At 40.9% G+C, this 23,175-nt stretch carries 23 protein-coding genes; 19 read left to right on the plus strand and 4 right to left on the minus strand.

Translation table 11 applies throughout. From position 1 onward, the window contains the following. Window positions 1-119 precede the first annotated feature (119 nt). From ESY88_RS06005 to ESY88_RS06025, 5 genes are all read left to right on the plus strand, one after another. Window positions 120-695 (plus strand): Crp/Fnr family transcriptional regulator, encoded by a 576-nt coding sequence (locus tag ESY88_RS06005; RefSeq protein WP_147086601.1) that lies wholly within the window; start codon window positions 120-122, stop codon window positions 693-695. 77 nt (window positions 696-772) lie between these two features. Then, complete coding sequence (locus tag ESY88_RS06010) at window positions 773-1,066, plus strand: putative quinol monooxygenase (RefSeq protein WP_147086600.1); 294 nt, start codon at window positions 773-775, stop codon at window positions 1,064-1,066. Between the two features lie 120 nt (window positions 1,067-1,186). After that, complete coding sequence (locus ESY88_RS06015) at window positions 1,187-1,585, plus strand: GlcG/HbpS family heme-binding protein (protein WP_147086599.1); 399 nt, start codon at window positions 1,187-1,189, stop codon at window positions 1,583-1,585. A 104-nt stretch (window positions 1,586-1,689) separates the two neighbouring features. Further along, complete coding sequence (locus ESY88_RS06020) at window positions 1,690-2,793, plus strand: alkene reductase (RefSeq protein ID WP_147086598.1); 1,104 nt, start codon at window positions 1,690-1,692, stop codon at window positions 2,791-2,793. A gap of 22 nt (window positions 2,794-2,815) precedes the next feature. Beyond that, window positions 2,816-3,238 (plus strand): OsmC family protein, encoded by a 423-nt coding sequence (locus ESY88_RS06025; RefSeq protein ID WP_147086597.1) that lies wholly within the window; start codon window positions 2,816-2,818, stop codon window positions 3,236-3,238. Window positions 3,239-4,073: 835 nt separating this feature from the next. Here the strand turns inward: ESY88_RS06025 and ESY88_RS06035 are convergent. Then, entirely contained in the window at window positions 4,074-4,262 is a 189-nt protein-coding gene (locus tag ESY88_RS06035; protein WP_147089830.1) for a hypothetical protein, read from the minus strand. A 345-nt stretch (window positions 4,263-4,607) separates the two neighbouring features. Between ESY88_RS06035 and ESY88_RS06045 the strand changes: the two genes are divergently transcribed. The 5 genes from ESY88_RS06045 (at window position 4,608) to ESY88_RS06065 (ending at window position 9,730) form a co-directional block, all read left to right on the plus strand. Then, complete coding sequence (locus tag ESY88_RS06045) at window positions 4,608-5,234, plus strand: dioxygenase family protein (RefSeq protein WP_147086594.1); 627 nt, start codon at window positions 4,608-4,610, stop codon at window positions 5,232-5,234. Between the two features lie 244 nt (window positions 5,235-5,478). Then, on the plus strand, window positions 5,479-6,747 hold the full coding sequence (locus ESY88_RS06050) for a PQQ-dependent sugar dehydrogenase (protein WP_147086593.1): 1,269 nt from the start codon (window positions 5,479-5,481) through the stop codon (window positions 6,745-6,747). 174 nt (window positions 6,748-6,921) lie between these two features. Beyond that, complete coding sequence (locus tag ESY88_RS06055) at window positions 6,922-7,593, plus strand: FAD-binding oxidoreductase (protein WP_147086592.1); 672 nt, start codon at window positions 6,922-6,924, stop codon at window positions 7,591-7,593. Between the two features lie 208 nt (window positions 7,594-7,801). Next, complete coding sequence (locus ESY88_RS06060; protein ID WP_147086591.1) at window positions 7,802-8,701, plus strand: LysR substrate-binding domain-containing protein; 900 nt, start codon at window positions 7,802-7,804, stop codon at window positions 8,699-8,701. Between the two features lie 75 nt (window positions 8,702-8,776). After that, window positions 8,777-9,730, plus strand: a complete 954-nt coding sequence (locus ESY88_RS06065) for a YeiH family protein (protein WP_147086638.1) — start codon at window positions 8,777-8,779, stop codon at window positions 9,728-9,730. Between the two features lie 318 nt (window positions 9,731-10,048). Here the strand turns inward: ESY88_RS06065 and ESY88_RS20885 are convergent, their stop codons facing one another. The 3 genes from ESY88_RS20885 to ESY88_RS06075 all read right to left on the minus strand — a co-directional run bounded on the left by ESY88_RS20885 (window position 10,049) and on the right by ESY88_RS06075 (window position 11,847). Continuing rightward, a complete protein-coding gene (locus tag ESY88_RS20885; protein ID WP_189702533.1) occupies window positions 10,049-10,186 on the minus strand; it encodes a hypothetical protein in 138 nt (45 codons plus the stop codon). 48 nt (window positions 10,187-10,234) lie between these two features. Further along, the gene (locus ESY88_RS06070; RefSeq protein WP_147086590.1) at window positions 10,235-10,975 is read right to left on the minus strand and encodes an acyl-CoA desaturase; all 741 of its coding nucleotides are present in this window, start codon (window positions 10,973-10,975) and stop codon (window positions 10,235-10,237) included. A gap of 302 nt (window positions 10,976-11,277) precedes the next feature. After that, a complete protein-coding gene (locus ESY88_RS06075; protein ID WP_147086589.1) occupies window positions 11,278-11,847 on the minus strand; it encodes a Crp/Fnr family transcriptional regulator in 570 nt (189 codons plus the stop codon). Between the two features lie 292 nt (window positions 11,848-12,139). Between ESY88_RS06075 and ESY88_RS06080 the strand changes: the two genes are divergently transcribed. From ESY88_RS06080 to ESY88_RS06120, 9 genes are all read left to right on the plus strand, one after another. After that, the gene (locus tag ESY88_RS06080; RefSeq protein WP_147086588.1) at window positions 12,140-13,471 is read left to right on the plus strand and encodes a D-arabinono-1,4-lactone oxidase; all 1,332 of its coding nucleotides are present in this window, start codon (window positions 12,140-12,142) and stop codon (window positions 13,469-13,471) included. Then, a complete protein-coding gene (locus tag ESY88_RS06085) occupies window positions 13,428-14,102 on the plus strand; it encodes an HAD family hydrolase (protein ID WP_147086587.1) in 675 nt (224 codons plus the stop codon). Before ESY88_RS06080 ends, ESY88_RS06085 begins: the two co-directional genes overlap by 44 nt. Before the next feature lie 510 nt (window positions 14,103-14,612). Continuing rightward, on the plus strand, window positions 14,613-15,773 hold the full coding sequence (locus tag ESY88_RS06090; RefSeq protein ID WP_147086586.1) for a hypothetical protein: 1,161 nt from the start codon (window positions 14,613-14,615) through the stop codon (window positions 15,771-15,773). After that, on the plus strand, window positions 15,764-16,609 hold the full coding sequence (locus ESY88_RS06095) for a tetratricopeptide repeat protein (protein ID WP_147086585.1): 846 nt from the start codon (window positions 15,764-15,766) through the stop codon (window positions 16,607-16,609). Before ESY88_RS06090 ends, ESY88_RS06095 begins: the two co-directional genes overlap by 10 nt. An 89-nt stretch (window positions 16,610-16,698) precedes the next feature. Then, the gene (locus tag ESY88_RS06100; RefSeq protein WP_147086584.1) at window positions 16,699-17,787 is read left to right on the plus strand and encodes a nickel-binding protein; all 1,089 of its coding nucleotides are present in this window, start codon (window positions 16,699-16,701) and stop codon (window positions 17,785-17,787) included. Between the two features lie 135 nt (window positions 17,788-17,922). Next, the gene (gene mddA / locus ESY88_RS06105; protein ID WP_147086583.1) at window positions 17,923-18,660 is read left to right on the plus strand and encodes a methanethiol S-methyltransferase; all 738 of its coding nucleotides are present in this window, start codon (window positions 17,923-17,925) and stop codon (window positions 18,658-18,660) included. 199 nt (window positions 18,661-18,859) lie between these two features. Beyond that, a complete protein-coding gene (locus ESY88_RS06110; protein ID WP_147086582.1) occupies window positions 18,860-20,266 on the plus strand; it encodes an FAD-binding oxidoreductase in 1,407 nt (468 codons plus the stop codon). 168 nt (window positions 20,267-20,434) lie between these two features. Further along, window positions 20,435-21,442: an LLM class flavin-dependent oxidoreductase gene (locus tag ESY88_RS06115; protein WP_147086581.1), complete on the plus strand. Its 1,008-nt coding sequence runs from the start codon at window positions 20,435-20,437 to the stop codon at window positions 21,440-21,442. Between the two features lie 251 nt (window positions 21,443-21,693). Continuing rightward, entirely contained in the window at window positions 21,694-23,031 is a 1,338-nt protein-coding gene (locus tag ESY88_RS06120; protein ID WP_147086580.1) for a DEAD/DEAH box helicase, read from the plus strand. Window positions 23,032-23,175 lie beyond the last annotated feature (144 nt).

Below are 23,175 nucleotides of genomic sequence, written 5' to 3' on the forward strand. Positions count from 1 at the left end.
ATTATTTCCGTTTTGTAAGGGTTTTACAACTGGTTGAAATGCTTTAGACTCGTAACTTTCCGAAGCGTTTTTGATAATTGTTGGATGGCCAATCGCCACCGAATACCTATCTTTAACTCATGCTAAAGTCCATTGTCACTCACATCAAGCAATACGTAAAGCCTTCCGCAGAAGAATTGAACCAATTCACGGCATTGCTGCAAGAAGTTTCTGTAGCTAAACGTAAGTTCTTGTTACTGCCGGGCACGCACGTAAAACACGAATATTTTGTGTTTAAAGGCTGTTTGAAGGCCTATTATATGGATGATAAGGGCAATAAGCACGTCGTCCAGTTCGCTATAGAAAACTGGTGGATTGGCGATTTTGATGCGTTTTATAATCAGGTGTCCTCAAAACTACATATCGAGGCCATAGAAGACTCCCAATTGTTGGCGATAAATTATGACGACCTACAAGCGCTTTATGATGAGGCGCCCGTTTTTGAGCGTTATTTCAGGCTTTTAGTGACCAGTGCTTTTGTAGCCCAACGCAAACGCATTCTTTCGGCTTTGGAAAAGGATGCCAAAGCACGTTATCTCGAGTTTCGGCTATCCTATCCCAGCATAGAAACCAGAGTGCCTAATTATCATATTGCTAATTATTTAGGGGTATCTGCTGAAAGTCTTAGTCGAATACGACGGTCGCTCAAAAGTTAATCTTCTCTTAATTGACATAGGTCAAGGAGATTGGTGCTTTTGAACCTTACATTTGGGTTAAACCAAAAATAAAAGACATGCTACGATACGGAATTAAAGTGACCTTAAAAGCAAAAAAAGAAACTACTGCGGAAGTGGAAGATTTTATCAAAGGCGCGGTAGAACTTGCCCAAAAAGAAGAGCAGACCATAACATGGTACAGTTTTAAAGTCGATGCGCATACTTTCGGAATCTTCGATACTTTTGAAACGGAAGAAGGACGCGAAGCCCACCTCAATGGCGATATTGCAAAAGCGTTAATGGAACATGCCGATCGCTTACTTTCCGAAGCACCAGTTATTGAGAAAATCGACATCCTTTCTTCAAAATAGAGATTAGAAGCATAAGTCTTAGGCGAATCAAAACGCCATTAACTTTGCAACACAAAAAATCATTAAATCACACCTCTATCAAAATTTCCCTTAAGGGATTTAGGGGCTAAACAACGAACTATGAATATTACACTAAAACAAGCACAGGCTATTATTGAAAAAGCAAAGGCTAAAGCTTTAGAAATAGATACAAAAATGAATATTTCGGTCGTAGATGCCGGAGCAAACCAAGTTGCTTTCGTAAGAATGGATGGTGCCTGGTTGGGAAGTGCAGATATCGCATTAAAGAAAGCCAAAACAGCCCGATTTTTTGATATGCCTTCCGGCGAAATAGGAAAATTGGCGCAACCTGGCGGCTCACTTTACAATATTGAGCATTCCAACGGAGGATTGATTTCCTTTCCAGGTGGGATTCCATTGAAAAATAAAGATGGCGACATTATTGGTGCCATTGGCGTTAGCGGAAGCTCTGTTGAAAACGACCATACCGTTGCAAAAGCGGGAACTGAAGCATTATAATCCCTATGATTAATAGCGAAGGAAGTGGTAAAAGGCCTCTTACAACTTGAGGTCTTTTGCTAATTCCTATAGATAAATTATTTAATTAACCAAACACTAAAAACATGAGTAAACAACCCTTATTGACCCCTTACCATAAAAACATTGACTTGAAAAACAGAGTCGTCATGGCACCAATGACCAGAAGTCGCGCCGATAATGATGGGCATGTAGCTACTGACGAGTTGCAGGGACTTTATTATGAACAGCGTGCTTCCGCAGGATTGATTATCACGGAAGGCTCGCAAGTTTCAAAAGATGCCGTTGGCTATATAAACGTTCCAGGAATCATCACACCTGAACAAGTGGAGGGCTGGAAAAAAGTCACTAAACGCGTACATGACAAAGGCGGAAAAATCTTCATTCAGCTATGGCACGTGGGTAGAATCTCGCATCCCGATTTTCACGATGGCGATTTGCCTTTGGCACCGTCAGCAATCAACCCGAACGCAAAATCCTTTACGCCAGAAGGCAATAAGGATACGGTAACGCCAAAAGCGATGACCAAAGAGGACATCAAACAAACGGTTAAAGATTTTCAAAATGCTGCCAAGAATGCTGTGGAAGCCGGTTTTGATGGTGTTGAAATCCATTCGTCCAATGGCTACTTATTCCACCAATTTTTTAGCGGGACATCAAATATTAGAACAGATGAATACGGTGGTTCTCACGAGAATAAAGCTCGAATTTTCTTTGAGGTGCTGGATGCCATCAAAGAAGTGATTCCGCAGGAAAAAATTGGGGCACGTTTCAATCCGTCATTAAATGGTATTTTCGGGATGACGATGGATGAAGATTCCATCCCGACCTTTGATTACATCATTAAAAGGTTGAACGATTATAATTTGGCCTACATCCATTTATCGGAACCCTTCAATGACGTGTCTGATATAGACTTCGCGGTACAACATATCGCTAAGCATTTTAGACCTTTATATAATGGTACCTTAATGATCAATGCTAATTTTGATCAAGAGTCGGGTAATAAGATAATTGAATCTGGCGATGCCGATTTGGTGGCGTATGGTAAGCTATACATCTCAAATCCAGATTTGGTGGAACGTTTTGAGCATCATTTAGAAATGGCCGATTGGGATGAAGACACTTTTTATGTGCCAGGCAAAAAAGGCTATACCGATTATCCAAAAGCAAGTAAAGAAAACGCATAATAATTTTTAAAATAGAACAGATATGAAATTTACAAGAAACGCCAATGCCCAATGGAAGGGTAGTGGTAAAGAAGGAAAAGGACATTTAACAACTGGCAGCAAAACACTTGACGCTGCACCATATACATTTGTAACCCGTTTTGAAGATGCCAATAAAGGCACAAATCCGGAAGAACTCATCGGTGCAGCACACGCAGGTTGTTACGCCATGCAACTCAGTTTTTTATTGGGCGAAGAAGGCTTTACACCAAACAGTTTGGATGTGGACGCTGAAGTTTCCTTTGAAGATGGCAGCATCACTAAGGTCATGCTCAACCTCAAGGGCGACGTACCAAAAATCGACGCAGAGCAGTTCCAACAAATCGCTACAAAAGCGAAGGAAGTTTGCCCAGTTTCAAAATTATTAGATACAAAAATTGAATTGAAGGTCGCCTTGAGCAGCTAATCGTTCAATAAGTAGTATTTAAATACACCGCCAGTTTTCGGATTTTAACTTCGGAAGCTGGCGGTTTTTTTATGTCAAATCATTGAGTGAACAGATGGTGGAGAGGAGAAAGTAGAGGGTAGTGGGTAGTGGGAAGTAGGTTGCGGAAGTAGGTTGTGGGTAGTGGGTAGTGGGTAGTAGGTAGTAGGTAGGATAATAGTTTCAGCTTAAAGTTCAATTTGAATTTCGAGTTCATCTTCATCTTCGTCTTCAACTGCATTGATTCTGAACATGGAAACATTTGAGTGCTTATGTTCTCGCAGACCTGCCTGCCGGTAGGTAGAGTCGTAGACCTGCCTGCCGGTAGGCAGGGGCGCAAAGTTGAATGTGCCCACTCTTGCCAATAAAAAATGATAATCATACTAGTTCTTCCTCATCTTCATCTTCATCTTCATCTTCATCTTCATCTTCGTCTTCATCTTCAAATTCAACTTCAAATTCAACTTCAAATTCAAGTTCATCTTCATCTTCATCTTCGTCTTCAACTTCATCTGCTTTAATTTTGAATAAGGTGGCATTTGAGTGATTTTTTCTCGCAGACCTGCCTGCCGGTAGGCAGAGGCGCAGAGTTGTCTGTGCTCACTCTTGACAAAAAAAAATTCTATCTTATTAGTTCGTCTTCATCTTCATCTTCATCTTCGTCTTCAACTTCATCTGCTTTAATTTTGAATAGGGTGGCATTTGAGTGATTTTTTCTCGCAGACCTGCCTGCCGGTAGTTAGGGGCTCAGACCTGCCTGCCGGTAGGCAGGGGCGCAAAGTTGTGTGTGCCCACTCTTGCTAATAAAAAATGATAATCATACTAGTTCTTCTTCGTCTTTATTTTCATCTTCATCTTCATCTTCGTCTTCATCATCGTCTTCAACTGCATTGATTTTTAACAAAGTAACATTTGAGTGCTTATGTTCTCGAAGACTTGCCTGCCGGGAGGTAGAGCCGCGGACCTGCCTGCCGGTAGGCAGGGGCGCAAAGTTGAATGTGCCCACTCTTGCCAATAAAAAATGATAATCATACTAGTTCTTCTTCATCTTTATTTTCATCTTCAATTTCATCTTCATCTTCCTCTTCATCTTCATCTTCCTCTTCAGATTCAAGTTCAAATTCAAGTTCATCTTCATCTTCAAATTCAACTTCAAATTCAAATTCAACTTCAAATTCAAGTTCATCTTCATCTTCATCTTCATCTTCCTCTTCAATTTCAAACAGGTATTTGACCGATACTTTTTGAATCCTTTTTCAGTTCAACGTGTAAACTACTGCGTTCATGTAAATTTTTTGGTGCAATAGATTGAAGGCTATAGATTTGACTTGCAATCATATCTACAGCTCTTATGAAATCCATATTAAAGTACGCCGCCCTCCTTTTAATTTTTGTGAATCTGCAACTTGTTGTTGCCCAAGAATTGAATGACAGCCCAAACCAGCTTCCCAGCAATTATATGGAGCGTCATCCCATTTATGATTTTGGAGAGAAGCAATTGAGTGCTACCGATAGTGTGCCTGGATATAAATCACACGAACAACCATTAAAGATTACGGGAACCGTTTTTAGGGCAGATGGGCAAACTCCTGCAAAGGATGTGATAGTGTTCATAAATCAAACCAACGATAAGGGCGTTTATACTGTAGAACAAGAAAACGACAAAGATTATATCTTACACAGAGCATGGGTCAAAACCGATGAAAATGGCAAATATACCTTCTACACCTTTGTACCAGGCACCAATTTTGGCAGTAATGAGATCAAACGAATTCATACGTACATCAAACAACCGGGAAGTCCTGAATATGAAATTGATGGTTTTCTCTTTGACAACGATCCCTATTTATCACGTTTTTGTAGAAAAAGACTTAAAAAAGCCGGAAGCAATGCTATTTTAAATCCGATTAAAACAGATGATATCTTAGTTGCCAATAGAGATATTGTTCTTTTGGAGACGCTTCAAGCTTCAAATTAATTCCTTAAAATTTTCAATCCGTCTTAAGTCCATATACAGCACCATGCTACGTGGTTCTAGATGGTGATGTTCTAAGCAGTCGGGGTGTCAGGCTAAAAACAAATTCTTCCTAAAAAAACAACTTTCCAGCTTCATCACAACCAAGCTCACAGCTTTCCATTATATGCGTTAATATTTATTGAGATTAGGGTCATTTATTTCAGGTTTATCTATTAAACTAGGACTATAACTTAAAACTCAAAAAATGAAATATACCGCAATCTGCATGTTATCACTTTTTATGTTGATGGCTTGCAAGGAAAAAGTGAGTGAAGCCAAAAAAGACGAACTCGCGCAAGCAGGGACAACCACAGTTGAAACTGCGATTGGAAGTTTAGAACTGGTGGCTCCATTTTCTTCGGAATCTGTTACAAACAGTAGCAAAGTCATTGCTTGGCCAAAAGACAAGACGCCAACAGCGCCAGAAGGTTTTGCAGTAAACCGTTTTGCGGATTCTTTAGAACACCCACGATGGACTTACCTCGCACCCAATGGCGATTATTTTGTTTCTGAAGCCAATACACGAAATAGCGCAAATCAGATTCGCCTATTGCGTGATAGGGATAAAGATGGTGTTGCGGAAGAACGCCATGTCTTCTTGAAAGATCTCAATCAACCCTTTGGCATGCTCATTCTAAATGGTTATTTCTATGTTGCCAATACCGATGGGCTTTACCGTTATCCCTATAAGGAAGGTCAAACTGAAATGACTGCGGAAGGCGAAAAAATTGTTGAACTCTCAGCAAGTGGCTATAACAATCACTGGACGCGAAACATCATTAGCAACAAAGCTGGCGATAAGATCTATATTTCAGTTGGTTCTGCCAGTAATGTAGGCGAGCAAGGCATGGAAAAGGAAGAGCGTCGCGCCAACATTCTCGAGGTCAATCCCGACGGTTCTGGGGAAATTATTTATGCAACCGGTTTGAGAAATCCAGTTGGTATGGATTGGAATCCTGTGACCGGCGAACTTTGGACCGCAGTAAACGAGCGTGATAAATTGGGTAATAATTTAGTGCCAGATTACCTTACCAGCGTTAAAAAAGGCGGATGGTACGGATGGCCTTACAGCTATTACGGACAAATAAAAGATCCAAGATGGGCCGATGATCCTCACGATAGCTTGGTGCAACAAGCCATCATGCCCGATGTTCCCTTGGGAAATCATACGGCTTCCTTAGGATTGACGTTTTACACCAACAGTGCTTTTCCGCAACAATATAAAAATGGAGCCTTTGTGGGGCAACATGGTTCTTGGAACCGCGATCCGCTTTCTGGATACAAAGTGGTTTTTGTGCCTTTTGAAAACGGAAAACCTCAACCTCCTCAAGATTTCCTAACCGGGTTTATTGCCAATGAAATAGCGAGCGAAGTCTATGGCCGTCCTGTCGGTGTCACTGTGGCTGCAGATGGCGCATTGCTTGTGAACGATGATGATGCGGGAATTATTTGGCGCGTTTCGAGTGAGGAGTAGGTAGTGGGACGTTGGTAGTGGGTAGTGGGTAGTTGGTAGTGGGTAGTAGGTAGTAGGTAGTGGGTAGTTGGTAGTGAAAAAAGAGTTTAGAGTTTAGAGGCTAGAGGCTAGAGGCTAGACAAAAATAAATATTAATATGCTATGAGCAAACAGCAAAAGCTAAAACCAATAAAAATGGAACAGAAAATAAAACTCAAAAAAATAGAATTTGTAACACATAATGTACTTCGGCTCTTGACCGAAAAACCAGAAGGCTTTACCTTTAAACCGGGGCAGGCTACTATGATGGCTATCGACAAGGATGGGCTTCGGGATGAAAAGCGTCCTTTTACTTTTACCAATTTGCCCGATGATGACGAATTGGAATTTACCATAAAAGTATATCCTTCCCACAATGGCATGACCGAACACCTGCCAAATTTAAAGGTGGGTGATCAATTGATTGTTGGCGATGTTTGGGGAGCCATCAACTATCAAGGTCAAGGTAGTTTTATTGCAGGGGGAGCTGGGGTTACACCGTTTATTGCCATCCTCAAAGATCTTCTGCAGAAAGACCAACTTGAGGGAAACAAGTTGTTTTTTGCGAATAGCGAAGCAAAGGACATCATCTATAAAAACAATCTTGAAGCTTGGTTGGGCGAGGATTTGCACTGTATTTTATCTGATGAAGAGCATGAGGCTTATGCAAAAGGTTACATCTCCCAAAAGTTTTTAGAAAAGCACAATCTGGATGTCAATAAAAACGTTTATCTCTGCGGGCCACAGCCCATGATGGATGCCGTGAAAACCGATTTATTTGCCATGGGATTACCAAAAAGCCATTTGGTTACTGAAGATGGACACTAAACAAAGCTGTGAATTCTAAAATTAAAGTTTCAAATTCCAAACCTGCCTTCAATGAGGGTGGGTTTTGTTGTTAAAACGAAACGCTTAAAGCCAAATCCTAAAACCTAAATTTCGAATTTCAAAAGCCAAAAGCCAAAAATCAAAAATCAAAAATCAAATTTCAGGTATTAAAAGCAGTTTCCATGAATAAGTATTACTTTTGTTTATAATGTTCGACTATAAATTACAAGTGTTTCTAAGCGTCGCGATGCGACTGAGTTTTTCTAAGGCAGCCGAGGATTTACACATCACGCAGCCTGCAATCACACGTCATATTAAATTGTTGGAGGAGCACTTCAACCAGAAATTATTTGAGCGCAAGGGCAACAGCATCGCATTGACTAAGGCTGGAGATTTATTGGTGGTGCATAGCAAACGGCTTAAAAGTCTGCACGAAGCGTTGCAGTTTGATATGAATGCGCTAATAGATAAAACCGCAGGTGAGTTGCGCATCTCAGCGAGCACCACCATTGCACAATACGTTTTGCCTATGGTTCTGGCCGATTTCAGAAAAAAATACCCCAAGATAAAAATCAGTTTAAATAGCGATAATACTGAAAAAGTCGAGCAGAATCTATTACAACAAAATGCTGAAATTGGCTTTATTGAAGGCCAGTCCAAAAACAGGGAATTGGCATACCATGAATTTCTAAGGGATGAAATTGTCTTGGTTGTTGCCAAAGGGCATTCACTTTACAATGCTAAGGCCATCACTTCAAAAAACCTGCAAAGTTTGCCCATGATTCTTAGGGAAAAAGGCTCAGGCACTTTGGAGTTTATCAGCAATGCGCTCAAAGCCATTGGGATTCCAATGACCGCGCTGCAGGTGGAAATTCATTTGGGAAGTTCAGAAAGCATTAAGTCTTATTTAAAAGACAGGCAAAGTGTGGCGTTTTTAAGCGTGAATTCCGTTTTGGACGAATTAGCTTCGGGCGACCTCGGTATTGTGGATGTTGAGAATTTTAGTATTGAAAGACCCTTTAATATCATTTTCAAACACGGCCACCAATCCTCTTTGTCGCAACTGTTCCTTCAGTTTATTCAACATCATTATAACATTAACTTATAATTCATCAATTTTTATCATTAGGCTTCCGCAGTGACAAGCAATACCTTTGTTATGCATCTCACACCTCTTGAAACCATGTCAAGCTTCAATGCTGCCAAACCTAACAAACTCAGTGCCAAATTCATCTTTTTCGCATTGGCGCTGTTATGCCTGTTGCCGTTTGTTTCTGCACCATTGGCATTGGGTTTGGGGATTATTATGGCGCAATTCTTAAAAAATCCTTATCCTGAAAAAAGCAGCAAAATCGTCAGTTGGTTACTAAAGGTCGCCGTGATTGGCCTGGGCTTTGGGATGAGCGTGGACAGCGCACTCTCGGCAGGTAGGGAAGGGTTTCTATTTACCGTGAGTTCCATTCTATTGACCTTAAGTTTAGGTTTGCTTATTGGGAAATTATTGGGCATTGACAAAAAAATCACACAGCTCATTTCGGTTGGTACAGCGATTTGTGGGGGTAGCGCCATCGCTGCCATTGCGCCAATTATAAAGGCCGATGCCAAACAGATCTCGGTCGCCGTTGGGATTGTGTTTGTGCTTAATGCCGTGGCCCTGTTCGCGTTTCCACCAATTGGGCATCTATTGGAGATGTCTCAGCACCAGTTCGGACTTTGGAGCGCAATTGCGATTCATGATACGAGCTCTGTGGTAGGTGCCGCCGATGTTTACGGTCACGAAGCCTTGCAAACCGCAACGACCGTAAAACTGGCGCGCGCTTTATGGATTCTTCCGTTGTCGCTCGTATTTACGATGTTTGGCAGCGGAAACCTGAAAAACGTCAAAATCCCCTATTTCATTGGCTTGTTTATTTTAGCAATAATTGCAAATACCTACTTGCCAGGAGTAGATGGGGTATCAGCATATATTGTGGAAACTTCAAAAATGGCGCTTACCTTGGTCTTATTCCTCATAGGTTCCACTTTGAGTTTTAGCACGATAAAAACGGTAGGTTTTAAACCGTTGGCGCTGGCTATTGGCATTTGGATGTTCATTTCAATACTGGCCTTGATCGTTATTTTAAATACGGCAGCTTAATTCTTGTGTCGAAAACATCATTTATCCCGCAGATTTACGCTGAAGATAATAGCTCATATTTTTCATGACAGATTGAAAATCGCTACGGAAAACATATGCCTCTTAGTAATTTTGAGATAGCTCAAAAGGTCAATTTCTGCGGAATGGATTTCAACAAATAGCCTGTTAGTTCTCCTAAAGAAACTATAAATTACCAGAAGCTTTTTTTGATCCAGTTTCAGTGGAGTAATTCAAGGTTTAGCAGGGCATAGTGCTAGAAGCCATTAAAGTAGGTGCATTATTTTAAGCGTCCCTCTTTTACCCTCATTTCAGCAAATCTTAAACTTTATCGATGGTGTCTTCAGATTGTGTTTTTATGTGCTCAATTTCATTTTTTAAATCATTGCTGCTAACATCTATATCTTGAATCCTACCAGCATAGTCTTCCCTAGTAAGTGAATTTGTGTGTAATCTCACCTTGATTCCTAACCTAAAACTTTGAGGGTTGTAAAAACAGTAGGGGTTTTATTTTCTAACCGGAATTGGTTTCAATTGAATAAACCCAAGAGCATCCAAAACCTTGATGATGAGATAGGTCATGTCAATTTCATGCCATTTCACGCCAAAATTGGCACGACTCGCGTATTTATGGTGGTTGTTGTGGTAGCCTTCGCCCATCATTAAAAAATCAAATGGGAATAAGTTTTTGCTGGTATTCTTCATTTTAAAATTGACATACCCATAAATGTGGCCAAACCAATTGATGATGACACCATGAATAGGCGCCATAAATAGAGTGACCGGTAATAATAGCCATTGCCACCAAGCGGTTGCAAAAAAGGCAAAGAATAGAATGTAAAGGCCAATCCACAGCAATCTTGAAAGACGGGAGCTGGCAAAGGAATCAAAACTTTTCCATTGGGGAACGTTTTTGGTAAAGCGTTGATCCACAACGATGCGTTGTTGGTTGATATCCTGATACACGTTTTTGGTTTTCCACATCATGGCAAACACGTTGGCATCATGGGAAGGTGAGTGGGGATCCTGTTCGGTATCTGTATAAGCGTGGTGCATGCGGTGCATGATGCCATACCCATAAGCACTTAGGTAACTGGCGCCTTGAAAAATCCAAGTGAGCACAAATGTCAAGCGCTCCATAGATTTAGACATGGTAAAAACTTGGTGGGCGGCATAACGATGTAAGAAGAATGATTGGAAAAAGAGTCCGCCATACCAGAGGACTAAGACAAATAGTATAATAATCATAGCTTTTTTTACAAAGATAAATGCAGAAAACGTGCCAAACAATGAACCTAAGACAAGAAAATGGGTTACGGGTAATGCGAAAAGGAATTATGAGGTTCCAAATGGGAGCTGTTTGTGATAAGCCTATCTATTTTTGACCAAATAAGCTTCAACCTAGCTAAAATTCCAAATTCCAAATTCCAAATCCCTAATCCCTAATCCCTAATGCCTAATGGCAAATCCAAATGCCTCATCCCCAAACTATGTATTTGCAACAAAAAACAGGTTTGATCATTGAATTAAAACAGGTTCAAAATTTCAAACTAAATCCGTTTTCTTATTCTACTCAGGGCCTGTGCGGTGACGCCAATGTAGGAGCTAATGTATTTCAAGGGAATCACTTTCAGCAATTCCGGACGTTCCTTGAATATTTTCACGTAACGTTCTTCTGCGGAAAGGTTCAATAAATTTTGTTCCCGGCTGGACTTGATGAGAAATAGGCGTTCTGCGGTCAATCTCCCGATCAGGTTTCCTATTTGTGTGGTTTTATAAACGGCCTGCAAATCCTCATAATTGATGCTCAGTAGCGTGGTTTCGTTCAAGGCTTGCAGTTGGTATGCGGAAGGCTGCCGGGTTAAAAAAGAATCATAGGCACTTACAAATTGATTCTTAAAACTGAAGCCAAAGGTAATTTCCTTTTCACTGTCTTCCTTCGGAATGAATAAGCGCACCACACCAGATTCTATGAACGAGATATGATTCTCGATCGCATGGAGTTTGAGGAATACCGTTTTCTTCGGAATGACCCGTCTCTGCAATTTGGACATAAAAAATGCCCAATCTTCTGACGATATGGTCGCGATTTGTTCGAGATAGGCTTTGATTTGTTGCATGCGTTTAAACTTCGGATTGGTTGAATTGTAAAGATAACATTTCAACTAATTAAAAAAGAGCTTTCAAAAGTATTTGAAGCCATAATCACACATTTTTGATGTTTTTTAAGTGCACTTCAAAAGAAGATGCATGGCCAATCAATATTACGGATATGCTTGCAGTTTGAATGCTTTCAGTAGGAATCCATTAAGCTATAGCAATGATTAAGGCTGTGCTCAAAAAGATTTTCTCGAAGGATTAATTGAGATAATTAGGAATATTCCGCGAAATATTCAAGATCTTTGCAAAGCTATGAACAACGAAAAAATCTGGAAGAGTTGGAACGAGAACATCCAACATTCCTACAAGAAATTACACACAATAACTTCAGAAAAGGAGCTGCAACAAATCATTATCGCTTCAGAAAACATCAAGATTTTCGGGAACAAGCAATCTTCCGCAGATATCAGCGCCGGGGCAGACACGCTAATTGATATGCGCGCTTACGACAAGATGTTGAGCATTGACAAAAAGAACATGCGCATCACGGTAGAGTCGGGCATGCGATTGAGCACCCTGCTCGAAAAACTTGAAGACTTGGGTTGGTGCATTCCCTGCTTGCCAGACATCAATACCATTACGGTAGGTGGTGCACTGGCGACTGGCACTCACGGTACAAGTGGTTCTATTTTAGCACAATACATGTGCGCATGTCATGTAGTACTTGCAGACGGTACGATTGAAGAAGTTACAGAAAAGGATCCTTTGATGGATGCGCTCAGGGTGGCCATTGGGATGCTCGGCGTTATTTCTGAAGTTACTTTCCAATGTCAACCCAGCTATCAATTGCACCTTAAGGAAGGCCCAGAAAAGGATGAACAATGGCTATCTGAAATTAAAACCAATCTCAAAAAACACGACTTTCTAAGAATCTTATGGCTGCCGCATACTGGTAGTGGCTATGTGATAAAAGGCGATAAAATAGATGCAGCAACGCCGGTACAAACCAAATTGGGACCTAAATATCTAAAACATCGCAGGACGGTATCAAAATTCCTATACCAATATTCACATCGCTTTGCATGGACGACTGCTCTTGCCAATAAAATTTTGTACCGCCTCTTTTTCTCCTCTAAAAAAGAGCATAAGGGGTCTTTATACCAAGCGACCGTAACCAAATCAAGAGGTTCCACTTTGGAATTGGCAGAATGGACGGTGGCTCTGGATCGATTTCCGCAGGTGTTTGCAGAAATCAAGAGCGAACTCAATGCTTGGTCCAACAAATCATTTGTACACATTCCCATGGATGTGCGTTTTATAAAAAAAGACCAGTCTTGGTTGAGTTATGCCTATGGCCAAGATACCGTAACGATGGGCTGTGTCTCTCGAAATGCCGCCACTGCAGATACTTACGAAGCGTTTGAAACCGTTGAGCGTATTTTCTTAAAACACGGTGGACGGCCACATTGGGGCAAACGCTTTCAGGCCAAAGATGCCCAATTATCAAAACTATATCCAAAATGGGAGGATTTCAAAATTTTGCGGAAGCAAATGGATCCCAGCAACAAATTCTTAAACGCTTATACAACTGCACTTTTAAATGAAAACCCAGAGGATTACAAGACCCAACGCGTTGCTATTTGATTTTGATGGCGTTGTTGTAAATAGTTTTCAAATCCATGGTTGGTCATGGCGTGCTGCTTTTGAAAGTCTGTTTCAAAAAGAGCTTCCCGTTTTGAATCGCGATGCCTACGCTGGCAAAGCACCACGACTCATTGCTGCGCTTTTTGCTGAAACTCAGGGAGCGCCAGACCGGGCGAATGAATTACTGATGAAAAAACAGGCTTTTCTTGAGGAAGCCGTCGAGCCGCCTCTTTTATTGCCTGGGGTTAACGCCATTCAGCAATTCGCAAAGCAGCAGGGGATTCCGTACGGCATTGCCAGTAATGCGAACCGTAACTATGTGGGGAAAAGCATTGCCCAATTGGAGATTGATTTCGAGGTTTATTTTGGATTTGAAGATTACACGTATCCCAAGCCGCATCCTGAAGCCTACATAACTTTAGCAAAACACTTGGGCATCAAGCCATCGGAGTTTCAAAACAGTTGGGTGTTCGAGGATAGTCTGGTGGGCATTTCGGCGGCACGTGAGGCTGGCATGTTTCCGGTGGGAATTTTGACCCAATACACTGCGAAACAGTTGCAAGAAGCTGGTGCACTTATAAGTTTTCCAACATTGATGGAAGCCTATCAAAAGCTTAAAACGGAATTATAGGTTGCTTTAATTCCAAAAATGAAAATCCCAAATCCCAATAAATAAACTCCAATTCCAATCTCTAGAATTCAAAAAAAAGGATTTGAAAGTCAATGTTTGCTGGCCTATGAAATGCCAACAACAGTGCATTCCAAAATTGGCTGCCGATTTGGCAGAGGTTACAAAATTTGAATTTAGGGATCTCAAAAAAGGAGTTGCCTAAGCTTTTCCATTTGATTTTTTAGTTCACGTCAACGCCATGTCTTTCTTTTTAAAAAATGGGCATATTGGGCTGCAATGTTTCGATGTATTGCACATGGACTATGCATGGACCATCTAGGGAATATCTATTTACTATCCATGAGGTATTTAAAAGTTGGTAGAGCGATTGAAACCATCTCAATTTTCGCTTATAACAATGGGATTAGGTCCAATACTGCTTCCATAGGAAAACGGCTTCAGAATTTAAAGGTTAAATTAAAAAAAGCAGTATTTTAGCCCAAGTCTAAACGATTTCTAACTCCCCAATCCATGAAGTTTTTTCCTTTAGCTTTGATGGCGCTGTTTTTATTGACCGGTTGTGACGGTACTGAAAATGAAGTTCCCAGCACATTTATCGGAAGGTATCGCATCAGCGACCAGTTGGTGCCTTATCCGTATCTTATTCAGCAGAAAAAGGATTCCGTTTATTTTTATAATAGCAGGGGAGATTTGCTCGATAAGGTGGAGCACGAAAGTCTAAGCAGTTCTTCTGAACTTGAATTCAAAACATCAAAATTTAAAATATTCCGAGTAAGCAAGCAGGGGTTTATGGCTTACGATTTGAAAGATAGCTTGACATTTAGACGTTTTAGAGGTAGACCCAAATTAAAGAACGCCGCGCAATTTGAGAAAATAGCTTCAGTGACGAACTTAAATGTTGAAGCCATCAGAACGAGTCTTGAGGATGCTATTTGGAGCTATGATCTTGTGGCGGACGAAAATACAACTCCAAACACCGATTTGGATATTAAACAGCTCATGCATTTTAGTGCAGATAGTCTTAGCATCATCACGAGTTACTATTATCAAGGTTTGAAGACGGTTTCAGAATTTGAAACGAAAGCCTTCAGTGTGTTTAAAGTAGGGGAGTCCTGCTTCCTTTCATTTCAAAAAGAAGCTGATAATCCGCAACCAATCTATCAAATCATCGCTGCGGAAGATGGCAGCATTCAACTGAAAGACTTTTCTTCCAGAGAAATCAAAACCATCACTTTTAAAAAGCAGGCCATGGATCCAACTCAATTTTTGGCATTAGCTGATGAGGCGACTTCTTATGCAGACTGTTTTGATGGGTATCAAGGGGAGTATTATTTTGGGGATGATGTGACTTTCAACAAAGGAAATCAGTACCTGATGGATTTTTTGAATGTTGACCTCCCAAAAACCGATTCTGCTTCTGGATACGTCATTGTTCACTTTAATATCAACTGTCAGGCTAAGCTTGGTAAATTTGGTTTGATACAGATGGACCGCAATTACCAAAAAACGTCTTTTTCGAAGGCACTGGTAAGTCATATTTTAAAGAAAGTAAGTCAATTGGAAGATTGGCCGTCCTCCCAATCCCAATTGGCACATCTAGATTACCAAGATGTGCACGCCTTTTTGATGTTTAAAATAGGTAACGGAAAAATCACAGATCTATGTCCTTAAAACAAACTCTAATATTTGTTGCCTTCCTAAGTGTTTTGCTTAGTTGCAACAACAAGAAGACCCCTGTGGATTTTACGCAGCTAGAAGATGAGGAAAAAGCTGATTTGGCAGAGCGCTACCACCAAATGAGCAATTATTTTTTGCAGCCTTCAGAATTATACAGGGCATACAAAGATTCTGCGCTCTTGGTGCAACCCGAGAACGTGGATTATAGACAAAGGCTATCCTATTCCTATAAAAAAGTGGGAGAACACATCAAGGCCATGGAGGTGTTGAACACAGCGGTAAGCATTGATACCGCCAATGGGAAGGCCGATGCGCTGGAATATCGCGCTTGGACCTTACTCTATTATTATCGGGATTATGAAGGGGTGGTAAGGGATGTGGACTTGATTGAAAAAATTACTGGGAATGCCTATAATGCCTGTTGGGGAGAGCCTTGTGGGTTCCATAAGGGGCAGGCACTTTATAAGCTCGGTGATTTTGACGCTGCCATTGCCAACTTTGAACGCGTGAACACTGAAGAAGAAAAATTGGGCTTTGACAGTAGAGACAACTATATGATTTTCTTTTATATAGGACGATGCTATGCCGAAATGCAAGCCTATGACACAGCCATTATTTACTACAACAAGGCTTTAGCTTCGGTGGAGCAGTTTCCGGAGGCTTATTATCAGCTTGGACTGATCTACAAATCACGAAACGAGCCAACTATAGCCAAAACCAATTTTGAATTGGCCAAAAAACACATCGGCTACGGCATGAATGAAGCTTATGTGGAGCGTCTGGATGAAGTGTTTTTGCATCAGATTGAGCGCGAACTTTTGGAAAACTGAAATTTCTTTCAGCTGAATTGAGACCTATCAATTTCCCAAATGAAATTCATGATAGAAAAATATCGTATATTGGATTCAAAATCAAGCACATGCCACTATTTATGGATTTCCATGATCTTCCCGATGGCGTTTCCGCAAAACATGTTGCAGAAATGCACCAGGCAGATTTAGATATAGAACATAAATATTGTTGTCGAGGTTTGACCTATTGGTGTGACGAAAAAAGGCAAACCGCATTCTGTTTAATTGATGCGCCCAACAAACAAGCGGTGGTAGATTTGCATCAAAACTCTCATGGTGCTGTCCCACAACGTATTATTGAAGTTAATGACACCATTGTGGAATCTTTCTTGGGTCGCATCGAAGATCCCGAAAAATCCAAAAACACCAAACTCAACATCATTAACGATCCCGCTTTTAGAACCATTGTAGTAGTAAAAATTAAGCAAATAAGCCTAAGAATTTCTCAAAAAAACATACTCAATGCAGCGCTCAGGGGATATACCAGTACCATAAATACGCTGACCTCCCAATATAACGGACGGCTTGTAAGACAAGAGGGCTATACCTTTTTGATGTCTTTTAAATCGGTTACCGAAGCCATACACTGTGGGATTGACATTCAAGACTCCCATAATTGGGTCATTACGCCAGATTTAGTGTTCAAGATCGGCATCAGTGCTGGTCTTCCCGTGACTGAAAAAGAAGGTCTTTTTGAAGATAACATCAAAACTTCCGATTCCTTAAGTGATATGGCTGAAGGCAATTTTACAATTACCACAGCAGTTAAAGATCTTTACGAAGGGGAGAATCAAAATAAATCCATTTCCAAACATCCTGAAATAAATGTACTGAAGCCTTCCGAAGAAAATTTTATACGTCTGTTAATGGATTACACGGAAAAAATATGGTCACATAATGCAACAAGCGTCAATGATTTCCAAGCGAATTTGGGCTACAGCAAATCCCGGTTATACCGAAGCATGATGCATTTGGTTGGTAAATCTCCCAACAATTTTTTAAGGGATTATCGATTAAACAAAGCTTTGGAGTTGCTGCAAAAGCAAAGTTATAATATTGCTGAAATTGCCTATCAAATCGGGTTTAGCAGTCCTGCTTATTTTTCGAAATGTTTCCATAAAAAATATGGAATTCTTCCGTCAAGTTTCCCTAAATAAAAAATAAATCACTGCCTTACAATTAGTTAGACTTTAATATTCGTTGATCTAAAACTATGTTCATTTGGTCTAAATGTAGAATGAAGAAAAATCATTCCACCTTACTTTTGATGATACATTAAAAAACCAAATATCATGAAAAAGTTCATCGTCCTTATTTATGGTCTAATTGCCTATCTCGTTTTCCTGATTTCATTTCTTTATGCCATTGCATTTGTTGGTGATTTCTTGGTGCCCAAAACCATCAATTCAGAAACAGAAAGTACAGGACTTTCGGCCATCATCATCAACCTTTCACTTTTAAGTATTTTTGCGATTCAGCACAGTGTGATGGCACGTCCTGCTTTTAAAGCATGGTGGATAAAAATAATAGGAAAAGCCGCTGAAAGAAGCACCTATATTTTATTGACCAGCCTTGCGTTGCTTTTAATATTTTGGAAATGGCAGCCCATCAATACAGTGGTTTGGGAGGTTGGTAACAGTACCCTAGCCATGCTCATTTTCGGGATTTCTGCGCTGGGATGGCTAATTGTATTGCTTTCTACATTTATGATCAGTCATTTTGAACTATTTGGCCTAACTCAAATCTTTGATAATTTTAAGAGTAGGACTTCAAAATCGGCAACATTTCAAACCAATTTCTTATACAAAATCGTGAGGCATCCTATCATGCTTGGATTTATCATTGCTTTTTGGTTCACGCCAGTAATGACCCTAGGGCACTTGCTTTTTGCAAGCGTCACAAGCCTCTATATTTTGATAGCCGTAAAGTATTTAGAAGAAAAAGACTTGCGCAAAACATTGGGCAAAGCTTATGAAGATTACCAACAAAAAGTACCCATGATTCTGCCTTTTTCGAAAATCGCAAAATAAAGGATGTTCTTTTAAATAACGACTATTAAGGCCAAGTGTTATAGAGCATTTAGGAAGTAGGCAATAGGAAGTAGGACGTAGAAAGTAGGACGTAAGACCTAAGACCTAAGATTTACGACTTAGGACTAAGGGCGAAAACAAGTATTACCATGAAACGGAATGCGTTTCCAATTTCACTAATTAATTCAATACCAAAACCATGAAAAATTCAGCAAAAACAATCGATCCACAGCATCTAAAAACCTTTGCCGCCCAGTTGAAAGGCAAATTGATTTTTCCATCCGATGTCGATTATGACGACGCACGAAAAGTCTACAACGCCATGATCGATAAACGGCCGGGGCTAATCGCCATGTGTGAACATGTTGATGATGTGATCGCGGCTGTGAATTTTGGAAGAGACCACAATTTATTGATTGCAATTAGAGGCGGTGGTCATAATGGTGCAGGGCTAGGCGTTTGTAATGACGGCTTGGTCATCGATTTATCAGGAATCAAATCTGTGGACGTTGACGTCTCAAATAATACCGTTAAAGTTGGAGGTGGCACTATTTGGAATGAAGTTGATCAAGCAACACATCCCTTTGGTTTGGCTGTGCCCTCTGGAATGATTTCATCAACAGGCGTTGGCGGCTTGACACTTGGCGGTGGCGTTGGTTATTTAACACGAAAATATGGACTCACGATTGATAATCTCTTGGAAGCAGATATGGTCTTGGCCGATGGCTCTTTTGTGACTGTAAATGCCAAAGAACATAAGGATTTGTTTTGGGCCATTCGCGGTGGTGGCGGTAACTTTGGGGTAGTGACTTCCTTTACATTTCAAGCGCATCCAGTAAAAATGCTTATAGGAGGTCCCACCTTATGGCCTATTGAACAGGTAGAAGACATAATGGCATGGTATGACGCCTTCATACAAGAAGGTCCAGAAGATTTAACCGGTTTTCTAACCACCATGATCATCCCAGAATCTCCATTCCCAGAAGCTTTGCACAATAAAAAATTCTGTGGTATCATTTGGTGTTATTTGGGAGAACCTGATAAATTTGAAGCAATCTTTAAAGACGTGTTAGCGCTCAAGCCCGTATTCGCACATGTTGGCGAAATGTCTTATCCCGCTTTACAAACCATGTTTGATGGCTTCTTTCCAGAAGGGCTGCATTGGTATTGGAGGGCCGATTTTTTCAACGAACTAGGTCCAGAAGTAAGCGCGGTACATTTAAAATTTGGATCGGCAATACCAACTCCGCTTTCTCAAATGCATTTGTATCCCATTTCTGGAGCAGCGAGTAGGGTTGGGGCAGAAGAAACCCCGTGGGCGTATCGGGATGCCAAATATGCAGGCGTGTATTTGGGGGTGGATCCTGACCCTGAGAATGCGGCCAAAATCACAGACTGGTGTAAATCTTACTATGAAGCATTGCACCCCTACTCTGCAGGTGGTGCTTATTCCAATTTTATGATGGAAGAGGGTCAAGAACGTGTCAAAGCCAGTTACAAGCACAATTACGAGCGATTGGTCAAGATTAAAACCACTTACGATCCTCGGAATTTGTTTAGGGTAAATCAAAATATCAAGCCTTTGGAAAAGGTTTCTGACCGATAAAATGCGTGTATTTGTTAGATGTAATTCTTCTGAAGCAGTAATGCTTCAGCGCATTGCCAAATGATAAACCTCATAATGTTTTCATTAAAGGCATGACTTTAAAGTTTCCGTTTAAATTGGTATATTATTTGCTCTTTTACGCTGAACATTATAAGTCCTTATCATTTTATGAAAATACAACCCACACTTTATTCCATATTAGACCTTGCCTTGGTTTCTGAAGGCCATACACTCAAACAAACCTATACCAACGTACTGGAATTGGCGCAACATGCCGAAGCTTCTGGTTACACCCGGTATTGGTTGGCAGAGCATCACAATGCGCCCAATATAGGCAGTAGTGCCACCTCCATTTTAATTGGCTATGTCGCTGAAGGCACCAAAACGCTTCGCATCGGTTCTGGAGGCATCATGCTTCCCAACCATTCGCCGCTGATTGTTGCTGAACAATTTGGCACCTTGGCTTCTCTATATCCCAACCGAATTGATCTAGGCTTGGGCAGAGCACCAGGAACCGACCGAGAAACAGCACAAGCCATCCGCTCCGATTTTATGCAGGCCGCACATTCCTTTCCCAAGGAATTGGATAAGATCGAAACCTATTTTTCCGCAGAAAATGCAAGTTCTAAAGTCCGCGCCACGGTGGCAGAAGGCGTTGATGTGCCCATCTATATTTTGGGTTCCAGTACAGATAGTGCCCATTTGGCTGCAAAAAAAGGTTTGCCCTATGCCTTTGCCAGCCACTTTGCGACCACCCATTTGATGGAGGCTATAGGCATTTATCGCGACGAATTTCAAGCCTCAAACGAATTACAAACCCCTTATGTCATGGCTGGTGTGAATATCATTGTTGCCGACACCGATGAAGAAGCTGAGCGTTTGTCCACCTCTTTAATCCGAATGATTGTGGGCATATTCACTGGCAAACGGGATTACGTGCAAGCGCCAACAGCGATGACCGATGAGTTGAAAGAAATTATGCAGCACCCGCAAGTACACCAAATGCTGAAGTATTCTTTTATAGGCAGTAAAGCCACAGTAAAGGCTCAGGTCAAAGCATTCATGGCAAAAACCCAAGCCGACGAACTTATCGCAGTCACTAATATTTATGATGGGCAGGAGCGGATACGATCTTACGAATTGTTTGCGGAGATCATGAAGGAGTTGAATGCTTAGGAATAGAGACTTAAGACCCGGCCTGCGGCAGTAAGGCGCTGCGCTACTTGACCTAAAAAAGAAGACCTGATTTCAAATAGCGACAGACCTCACAGGTATTCAAAACCTGTGAGGTCTCGATCTGTTTAGCCTTTTGAGTTTGACATCATTTAATACGAAACATGCGCGCGTATTAAGGCCTTGTTTATAATTACAGCCCAAATTTGAGTGGTTCTCCGTAAAAGTGTGGTTATATTTGCCGAAAATATATTATGTCAAATCAGTTTTCAGATTTAGGGATTCAGGAACAGTTTCAGCAAAGTTTAGTGGATTTAAACATTTCCGTACCCACCGCGATTCAGAAAAAGACGATTCCTATGGTGCTCAACCAAAAGGAAGATGTTGTTGTTTTAGCAAAAACAGGCACTGGAAAAACGGCTGCTTTCGGCTTGCCTTTATTGCAGTTGATAGATCTCGAAAAAGATAATATTCAAGCCTTAATTTTAGCACCAACACGAGAACTGGGCCAACAGATTTACGTTAATTTGTTAGCCTTTGCTTCCGCCAATCCAAAAATAACCATCGTATCCTTATGCGGTGGGACGCCTGTAAAACCTCAAATAGAACGTTTAAAAAGTACCACCCATATTGTGGTGGCAACACCAGGACGATTGGTTGATTTGATTGAAAGAGACGCCATTCAGCTCAATAAGCTCAACTATTTTGTTTTGGATGAAGCTGATGAAATGCTAAGCGCGTTAAAAGACGAGGTGGATGCCATTCTCAAGGTCATCCCTAAATCCAGAAGAACCTTATTGTTTACAGCCACCATGTCTGGAACCATAAAACAATTGGTTCAAAATTACATGTCAAAGCATGTCGTGCACCTAGAAGCCGATATGGAAACCCTTGGTCATCTTGGGATCGACCATCAGTATGTGGTTGTAGAACCTATAGAAAAACTAGAGGTCTTACTTCATTTTTTAAGTTCCAAAGCAGGCGAGCGCGGGATTATATTCTGCAAAACCAAGGCAGCCGTTAATAAATTAGCAAAGAATCTAGCCATCAACAAATTTTCTTCAGGAGCGATTCACGGGAGTTTGACCCAAGGGATTCGCGACCGTATCATGGGTCAGTTCCGGGAAGGCCATATTGATATTTTAGTGGCTACAGATTTGGCCGCGCGTGGTATTGATGTCAAGGAAGTCTCCTATGTTGTCAATTACCACTTACCCGATACTTATGACGCTTACGTGCATAGAAGCGGAAGAACCGCAAGGGCAGGAGCAAAGGGGCTTTCCCTAACCGTTTTACAACAGGAAGAAGTTGCCGATATTGCCGATTTTGAAAAGGAATTAGGCATTGTTTTCAAGACCTTTAAAAAGGCAGATGCGCAAAGCATTGAAGAAAACAATGGCTTATTATGGGCCAGAAAAATCTTTAAGACGAAACCAAACCGAGACGTTTCAGAAGATTTTAAAGCGAAGATCAAAACCATATTTCATCATTTAACCAAAGAGGAACTGGTGGATAAACTATTGACTAATTATCTCGCTCAAAACAGTATTGATAATTCAAAATTGGAAACTCCTAAAAAGAGAAAGCCTTAAGGCTGCTTACTTCGAATTGAGCTAAGTAAGGATTCAAGAACCAAGAATCCTCCCGAAATCTCTCGGGAGGATTCTGATTAAACGATAAAGGGTATAGCTACTATCTGGCTCCTGAACTCTATGATATTTTACTTTAGAACACAA

The organism is Subsaximicrobium wynnwilliamsii, from assembly GCF_007997225.1.
Classification (GTDB): Bacteria; Bacteroidota; Bacteroidia; order Flavobacteriales; family Flavobacteriaceae; genus Psychroserpens; species Psychroserpens wynnwilliamsii.

Excerpts from the sequence above, each read along its gene's own strand:
- ESY88_RS06065 (WP_147086638.1), top strand. The coding sequence starts at position 8,777 with ATGTCAAGCTTCAATGCTGCCAAACCTAACAAACTCAGTGCCAAATTC.
- ESY88_RS06050 (WP_147086593.1), top strand. The coding sequence starts at position 5,479 with ATGAAATATACCGCAATCTGCATGTTATCACTTTTTATGTTGATGGCT.
- ESY88_RS06055 (WP_147086592.1), top strand. The coding sequence starts at position 6,922 with ATGGAACAGAAAATAAAACTCAAAAAAATAGAATTTGTAACACATAAT.
- ESY88_RS06115 (WP_147086581.1), top strand. The coding sequence starts at position 20,435 with ATGAAAATACAACCCACACTTTATTCCATATTAGACCTTGCCTTGGTT.
- ESY88_RS06085 (WP_147086587.1), top strand. The coding sequence starts at position 13,428 with ATGAAAACCCAGAGGATTACAAGACCCAACGCGTTGCTATTTGATTTT.
- ESY88_RS06100 (WP_147086584.1), top strand. The coding sequence starts at position 16,699 with ATGCCACTATTTATGGATTTCCATGATCTTCCCGATGGCGTTTCCGCA.
- ESY88_RS06060 (WP_147086591.1), top strand. The coding sequence starts at position 7,802 with ATGTTCGACTATAAATTACAAGTGTTTCTAAGCGTCGCGATGCGACTG.
- ESY88_RS06075 (WP_147086589.1), bottom strand. The coding sequence starts at position 11,847 with ATGCAACAAATCAAAGCCTATCTCGAACAAATCGCGACCATATCGTCA.
- ESY88_RS06005 (WP_147086601.1), top strand. The coding sequence starts at position 120 with ATGCTAAAGTCCATTGTCACTCACATCAAGCAATACGTAAAGCCTTCC.
- mddA (WP_147086583.1), top strand. The coding sequence starts at position 17,923 with ATGAAAAAGTTCATCGTCCTTATTTATGGTCTAATTGCCTATCTCGTT.
- ESY88_RS06110 (WP_147086582.1), top strand. The coding sequence starts at position 18,860 with ATGAAAAATTCAGCAAAAACAATCGATCCACAGCATCTAAAAACCTTT.
- ESY88_RS06020 (WP_147086598.1), top strand. The coding sequence starts at position 1,690 with ATGAGTAAACAACCCTTATTGACCCCTTACCATAAAAACATTGACTTG.
- ESY88_RS06120 (WP_147086580.1), top strand. The coding sequence starts at position 21,694 with ATGTCAAATCAGTTTTCAGATTTAGGGATTCAGGAACAGTTTCAGCAA.
- ESY88_RS06015 (WP_147086599.1), top strand. The coding sequence starts at position 1,187 with ATGAATATTACACTAAAACAAGCACAGGCTATTATTGAAAAAGCAAAG.
- ESY88_RS06090 (WP_147086586.1), top strand. The coding sequence starts at position 14,613 with ATGAAGTTTTTTCCTTTAGCTTTGATGGCGCTGTTTTTATTGACCGGT.
- ESY88_RS06095 (WP_147086585.1), top strand. The coding sequence starts at position 15,764 with ATGTCCTTAAAACAAACTCTAATATTTGTTGCCTTCCTAAGTGTTTTG.
- ESY88_RS06080 (WP_147086588.1), top strand. The coding sequence starts at position 12,140 with ATGAACAACGAAAAAATCTGGAAGAGTTGGAACGAGAACATCCAACAT.
- ESY88_RS06010 (WP_147086600.1), top strand. The coding sequence starts at position 773 with ATGCTACGATACGGAATTAAAGTGACCTTAAAAGCAAAAAAAGAAACT.
- ESY88_RS06025 (WP_147086597.1), top strand. The coding sequence starts at position 2,816 with ATGAAATTTACAAGAAACGCCAATGCCCAATGGAAGGGTAGTGGTAAA.
- ESY88_RS06070 (WP_147086590.1), bottom strand. The coding sequence starts at position 10,975 with ATGATTATTATACTATTTGTCTTAGTCCTCTGGTATGGCGGACTCTTT.
- ESY88_RS06045 (WP_147086594.1), top strand. The coding sequence starts at position 4,608 with ATGAAATCCATATTAAAGTACGCCGCCCTCCTTTTAATTTTTGTGAAT.